This is a genomic window from Mycobacterium sp. NS-7484, assembly GCF_001953975.1.
Classification (GTDB): Bacteria; Actinomycetota; Actinomycetes; order Mycobacteriales; family Mycobacteriaceae; genus Mycobacterium.
This window is the reverse complement of the sequence record NZ_MBEJ01000138.1, coordinates 100,570-106,872: the sequence shown is the minus strand read 5'-3', so window position 1 is coordinate 106,872 and position 6,303 is coordinate 100,570. Positions and strand designations below refer to the sequence as shown.

6 protein-coding genes are annotated in these 6,303 nt (G+C 69.0%); 4 read left to right on the top strand and 2 right to left on the bottom strand.

The genetic code is table 11. From position 1 onward, the window contains the following. On the top strand, positions 1-736 hold a 736-nt coding region (locus A5733_RS26380; protein ID WP_142254221.1), incomplete at its 5' end, for a class I SAM-dependent methyltransferase. Here the strand turns inward: A5733_RS26380 and A5733_RS26375 are convergent. Together A5733_RS26375 and A5733_RS26370 are read right to left on the bottom strand one after the other, a co-directional pair. Then, positions 724-2,250 (bottom strand): methyltransferase, encoded by a 1,527-nt coding sequence (locus A5733_RS26375; RefSeq protein WP_369830982.1) that lies wholly within the window; start codon positions 2,248-2,250, stop codon positions 724-726. The two genes, A5733_RS26380 and A5733_RS26375, sit on opposite strands and share 13 nt — an antisense overlap. Continuing rightward, complete coding sequence (locus tag A5733_RS26370) at positions 2,247-3,011, bottom strand: SOS response-associated peptidase (protein ID WP_198938936.1); 765 nt, start codon at positions 3,009-3,011, stop codon at positions 2,247-2,249. The genes A5733_RS26375 and A5733_RS26370 overlap by 4 nt, the downstream gene beginning before the upstream one ends. Positions 3,012-3,077: 66 nt before the next feature. On the opposite strand from A5733_RS26370, the gene aroA reads away from it, so the two are divergent. Genes aroA through A5733_RS26355 form a run of 3 tightly spaced genes read left to right on the top strand, consistent with a single transcriptional unit; the run spans position 3,078 to position 6,227 of the window. After that, positions 3,078-4,391 carry a 3-phosphoshikimate 1-carboxyvinyltransferase gene (gene aroA, locus A5733_RS26365; protein ID WP_067771005.1) on the top strand — a complete coding sequence of 438 codons (1,314 nt, stop codon included), beginning with the start codon at positions 3,078-3,080 and terminating at the stop codon, positions 4,389-4,391. Positions 4,392-4,397: 6 nt separating this feature from the next. Continuing rightward, positions 4,398-5,378 (top strand): ribosome small subunit-dependent GTPase A, encoded by a 981-nt coding sequence (gene rsgA / locus A5733_RS26360; protein ID WP_076242215.1) that lies wholly within the window; start codon positions 4,398-4,400, stop codon positions 5,376-5,378. A 42-nt stretch (positions 5,379-5,420) separates the two neighbouring features. Further along, a complete protein-coding gene (locus A5733_RS26355) occupies positions 5,421-6,227 on the top strand; it encodes an SDR family oxidoreductase (protein ID WP_067770910.1) in 807 nt (268 codons plus the stop codon). The last annotated feature ends 76 nt before the right edge of the window (positions 6,228-6,303 follow it).

Below are 6,303 nucleotides of genomic sequence, written 5' to 3'. Positions count from 1 at the left end.
GGTGACCTACACCAAAGGTGTGATGGAGCTCGACGGAGTGCAGGCCGCACTCGACGAGGCCGCATCACTGCTCGACCTGGCGTGCGGGACCGGCAACGCCGCACTGGCCGCCGCGGCCGCCGGAGCGCGGGTCACCGGTGTGGACCTCACTGCCGATCTGATCGAGGTCGCGATGAGCCGACCGGGTGCCGGCGCCGTCCAGTGGGTGGTGGCCGACGCCGCCGACACCGGTCTTTCCGCCTCGACGTTCGACGCAGTGGTGTCGAACATGGGCATCATCTTCGTCGAGCCGGTACGACTCGTCGACGAGGTTGCCCGCGTGCTGAAACCCGGTGGGATATTCGGCTTCTCGGCGTGGGTGCGCGATTCTGTGGGCAGCCCGTTCTCCACCCCGATCCTCGAAACGCTCGGCGCGCCACAAGGGTTGAGCCACTCCCCCGATCAATGGGGCGACAGCGATACGGTGCGCGATCGGCTGTCCCGGGCCTTCACCGACATCGACATCGACACCGCCCGCTACACCTGGACGTTCGGCTCGGTCACGGACGCGATGTACTTCCTCGAGCACGAATCCCCCATGCACGTCGACCTATTGGGCCGAATCAGCCCGGACCAGCGCCGGCAGTTGCTCGCCGCCTTCGAGGCTGCGCTCACCGCGCACGCCGACCACACCGGCCAGGTGTCGTTCAGCAGCCCCTACCTGATCGCCACCGCAACGCGCACTCACTCTGCCTGATAGAGGATTCCGCGTCCGATCGCCTCTCGGACCTCCGGCAGCGCCGCCTGCGCCAAGGCGTCGGTATCCACCCCATGGTGGGCAGCCAGCAGTTCGATGAGCGTGCCCAACGGCACTTCACCGCGGCACCCGGCCAGCAGGGCCCGCATCACCTCGTCCACCCCGATGACCGCGGCCGGCCCACCGGGTCGGCGCACGGCCGCACCGACCTGTTGCCAGCCGTTGGGCCCGGGCAGCGACTGTTCTTCGAGAAAGACCGGCGCCGTGGACAATCGGGCAGCCAGGAGCGCGTCGTCGCCGGTGCCCCGAAGGTAGGCGCGACGGCCGAAGAACGCGTCCACCTCAGATCCGGTGAGCGCCTCGTCGGCCCCGGTGATCTCTTCGAGGATCTGCTCCGGCGCTTCCCCGGCGCGCGGAACCCGTAACGAGATCATGCCCATGCCGACGCCGGTGATACCTTCCTCGCTGAACCAGTCGAGCCATTGCCCGCCGCGGTCGGCCTGGCGGTCGAGGTCTTCCCCGGCGTCGGCCAGCCACAGCGACACATAGCTCAGCGGATCGGCCAGCTCGCGTTGCACCACCCAGGCGTGCAGGCCGGTGCCGGCCAGCCAGCCGCGGACGCGGTCGCGCCAGTCGGTGCCCGTGCCTCCAGTGCCTTCTGGACCCTCCCGCACGATCCAGTTCGCCATGATGTGCGCGGTGCCGCCCGGATTCAAATATCCGCCGATTTGCTCGATCAGGCTCTGGCACAACGCATCTCCGGCCAACCCGGAATCCCGGTAGATGTAATCGCGGGCACCCGAGCCGACCACGAACGGCGGATTCGAGACGATCAGGTCGAACCGTTCACCGGCCACCGGCTCGAACATGTTGCCGCACCGCAGGTCCCACGACATACCGCTCAGCCGAGCGGTCATCGCCGCCAGCGCCAACGCGCGCTCGTTGGTGTCGGTTGCGACGATCTCGTCGCAATGGGCATTCAAGTGCAACGCCTGGATGCCGCATCCGGTACCGAGATCCAGCGCCCGACCGACGGGGTTGCGCGTGACGGCCCGGGCCAGGGAGATCGACGCACCGCCGATGCCGAGCACATGATCGTGACGCAGTGGCCCCCGCCGCAGCGCGGCGTCCTGGTCGGACACCACATAGAAATCGCGGGTTCCGTCGCTGTGCGGGCGGATGTCCAGAACGGACCGGATGTTGTCGCCGGCGAACTCGAGCACACCGGCGTCGACCAACGCCGTCAGGCTGGAAGACGGGAACGCCGCACCCACCAGTTCGGCCGGCTCCGCGGTGCCGAGCAGCAACAGCCGCACCAACACGGCCAGTCGCCGCAGCTCGGCCGGGGCCGCGTGCGTGACCCGCAGGACCGGCCACCACACCCCGCGGTCCAGCGCGGTCCCGGCGTCGCCGAGAAGGTCGGCGACCCCATCGGTGGTGTAGCCGGCCGACCGCAGATCGGCACCGATCGCGTCGACAAGGCCAAGGTCGACGCTTCCGACGATCCCGCTCAAAACAGTCCCATCTCCTCGGGCTCGGCCGGCTCGATGAGCTCCGGGCCGTTGTTGCGGACATTGTTGACCAGACGCGACACCTCCCGCACGGCGATCCGATCGAGGTCGCCGTGCCCGCGCAGCAGCCCCTCGTCGATCGGGGCGTCGGGATCCATCCAACGGTCCCAGTCGGGTGCGCTGATGGTCAGCGGCATCCGGTCGTGGATCTCGGCCAGCGGTCCGGCCGCGTCGGTGGTGATGATGGTGCAGCTGAGCAGTGGCGGCGCGTCTTTCGGCGCGCCTTGCGGACGCCAGGTGGTCCATAGCCCCGCCATGAACAGCAGCTCACCGTCGGCGCCGTACATGTAGAACGGCGTCTTGGCTTTCTTGCCTGCGTCCGGGTTGGGCCGCCACTCGTACCAGCCGTCCATCGGGATCAGGCAGCGTTTGCTCTTGGCGGAGTTACGAAATGCCGGCGAGCTGGTGACCTTGTCGGCACGCGCGTTGATCAGCAACGGCCCCTTGGTGTCCGGGTTGCCGTCCTCGCCGGTTTTCACCCACGGCGGGATCAAGCCCCAGCGCATCGAGCGGACCCGGCGCGTCGAGGAGTCCTCGGGTTCGGTGTGTCGTTTGACGACGCTGGTGATGGTCGTCGTCGGCGCCACGTTGTAGTTGGCACCCGGCAGGTCCTTGTCGCCCGCGCTCGATGCCGACTCGTCGATTGCCTGGATCTTCTGCGCCAACAGCGCCGGATCGGTGGTCACCGCGAAACGTCCACACATAGTGCCCATGGTTGCAGAATCCGCGGACAAGGCAGGATATAGCTCGTGAGCGGACGTGAGGAGCAGATGACGCACTGGCCGGCTCCGTCGGCGACGGCCCCGGTCGACGCGACGGTGACGGTGCCCGGTTCGAAGTCGCTGACCAACCGCGCGCTCGTGCTGGCCGCGTTGGCCACCGCGCAGGGGCCCTCCACGATCAGCAATGCACTGCGCAGCCGCGATACCGATCTGATGATCGACGCGGTCCGCACGCTGGGCGTCACGGTTCAGGAAGCCGCGGACGACCCAACCGAGCTGACCGTCGCCGGCCGCATCGACCCTGCTGCCGATGCGCGGGTGGACTGCGGGCTGGCCGGCACGGTGTTGCGGTTCGTGCCGCCGGTGGCGGCGCTGAGCACCGCATCGGTCACGTTCGACGGTGACGAGCAGGCCCGGGCCCGGCCGATTGCACCGCTGCTCGACGGGTTGCGTGGGCTGGGTGTCGACGTGGACGGCGACGGATTGCCGTTCGTGGTGCGCGGCCGTGGCACCGTGTCCGGCGGCACCGTCGAGATCGACGCGTCGGGCTCCTCGCAGTTCGTTTCCGGGTTGTTGCTGGCGGGCGCCACGTTCAGCGACGGGCTGACCATCGTGCACACCGGATCGTCGGTGCCCTCGGCTCCGCACGTGGCGATGACGGTCGCGATGTTGCGCGACGCCGGCGTGCAGGTCGACGATTCTGCCCCCAACCGCTGGCGGGTGTCCCCCGGACCGGTCGCCGCACGGCAATGGAGTATCGAGCCGGACCTGTCCAACTCCACACCGTTCCTGGCCGCCGCGATCGTCACTGCCGGCACCGTGCGGATCGCCGGTTGGCCCGCGGCCAGCATCCAACCGGCCGACACCATCCTCGACCTGTTGACAAAGGTGAATTCGACTGTCCAACAGCGTGATTCATATCTCGAGGTCACCGGCGCAGATGGCTATGACGGATTTGACGCCGACCTTCATGATGTGGGTGAACTGGCGCCGACGGTGGCCGCGTTGGCCGCGTTGGCGCGCGAAGGCGCCACTTCGCGGTTGCGAGGCATCGCGCATCTGCGTGGGCACGAGACCGACCGGCTGGCAGCCCTGACGGCCGAGATCAACGGTCTCGGCGGTGACTGTGCCGAAACCGACGACGGGCTGGTGATCACCGCCCGGCCGCTACACGGGGGCACCTGGCGGTCCTACGCCGATCACCGGATGGCCACCGCCGGGGCGATCGTCGGCCTGCGGGTGCCCGGCGTGGCCGTGGAGAACATCGAGACCACCGCCAAGACACTGCCCGACTTCCCGCTGATGTGGGTGCAGATGCTGGCCGGCGACCCGCCCGCTGGCCCACAAAAAAGGGGGAAGTAAGCCACCTTGGGAGCGCGGGATTACGACGAGTCCGACGTCCGGATCAGGCCGGGCCGCGGTACCCGTCCGCGCACCAAGATCCGCCCGGACCACGCCGACGCCCGTTCGGCGATGGTGGTGACCGTCGACCGCGGCCGCTGGGGCTGCGCGCTCGATCGCGACCCACATCACCGGGTGGTCGCGATGCGGGCCCGTGAGCTGGGGCGCACCCCGATCGTGGTCGGCGACGCCGTCGACATCGTCGGCGACCTGTCCGGCCGCCCGGACACCCTGGCCCGGATCGTGCGCCGCGGTGAACGCCGAACGGTGTTGCGCCGCACCGCCGATGACACCGATCCGACTGAGCGCGTCGTGGTGGCCAATGCCGATCAGCTGCTGATCGTGGTGGCGCTGGCCGATCCGCCGCCACGCACCGGATTCGTCGAACGGGCGCTGATCGCCGCGTATGCCGGCGGCCTGAAACCCGTGCTGTGCCTGACGAAATCCGATCTGGCCGCACCCGAGCCGTTCGCGGCGCAGTTCCGGGACCTGGACCTGACCATCGTCACCGCGGGCCGCGAAGATCCGCTCGACGCCGTGGCCCCCCTGCTGACCGATCAGGTCACGGTCTTCCTCGGGCACTCCGGCGTCGGCAAATCCACGCTCGTCAATCGTCTTGTCCCCGAGGCAGACCGGGCTACCGGTGAGGTTTCCGGGGTGGGCAAGGGTAAGCACACCTCCACCCAGTCGGTCGCGCTGCCGCTCGACGGCCAGGGGTGGGTGATCGACACGCCCGGGATCCGGTCGTTCGGGCTGGCCCACATCGAACCCGACGATGTGTTGCTGGCGTTCTCGGATCTGGCCGAATCCATCGCCGACTGTCCGCGCGGCTGCGGGCACATGGGACCGCCCGCTGATCCCGAGTGTGCGCTCGACACGCTCTCGGGCCCGGCCGCCGACCGGGTCGCCGCCGCACGGCGTCTGCTGGCGGTGTTGACGGAGGCCTGAAGGCCCACCGGTGCACGGCGCCGGACAGCTATCGTCGACATCGTGGCTACCTACGTTCTGACCGGCAGCGCCTCCGGCATCGGTGCCGCCACCAAAACGCGACTGGAATCCGACGGGCACCGGGTGATCGGCGTGGACCTGCGTGATGCCGATGTGAACGCGGATTTGAGCACCGCAGACGGGCGAGCCGAGGCGATCGCGAAGGTCACCGAGCTGGCCGCCGCGGGCCTCGACGGTTTTGTCCCCTTCGCCGGATTGGCCGCCGCCACCGGCCGGCCGGCGGATCTGCTGATCGCCGTCAATTACTTCGGCGCGATCGAGCTGCTGGAAGGGCTTCGGCCACTGCTGGCCCGAGCCGAGACCGCATCGGTGGTGCTGATCAGCTCGAATTCGACCACCACCCAGCCGAATTGGCCGGCCGAACTGGCCGAGGCCTGTCTGGCCGGCGATGAGGCCCGCGCCAACGCCGTCGCCGCCACCTACGGCGATTACGCAGCGCTGCAGGCGTATCCGGCAACCAAGGCCGCGCTGGCGTACTACGCGCGCACAAAGTCCGCGGAGTACGTCGCTGAGGGCATCCGGCTCAACGCGATCGCGCCCGGTCTCATCGACACCCCGATGACCCAGGAGGGTCGCACGGACCCGCTGACCGGTGCCGGGATGGAGCAATTCCTCAAGACCATTCCCGCCGGACGCGGCGGACGGCCCGAAGAGGTAGCCGCGCTGGTGGCGTTCCTGCTGGGGCCCGAGGCGGGCTACTTTGTCGGGTCGGTCATCTTCGTCGACGGTGGCATCGACGCCGCGCTGCGGGGCAAGGACTGGCCGAGGGTGTGGCAGATCGATTCGTGACGCGCTGCCAGGGTGCGCAAAATGCCGACAGTTGACGGCGTGTCGAGCAGCAAACCCGCACGCTCGCGCAGGTGGG

Coding starts and splice junctions, on each gene's coding strand:
- A5733_RS26370 (WP_198938936.1), bottom strand. CDS start 3,011: ATGTGTGGACGTTTCGCGGTGACCACCGATCCGGCGCTGTTGGCGCAG.
- aroA (WP_067771005.1), top strand. CDS start 3,078: ATGACGCACTGGCCGGCTCCGTCGGCGACGGCCCCGGTCGACGCGACG.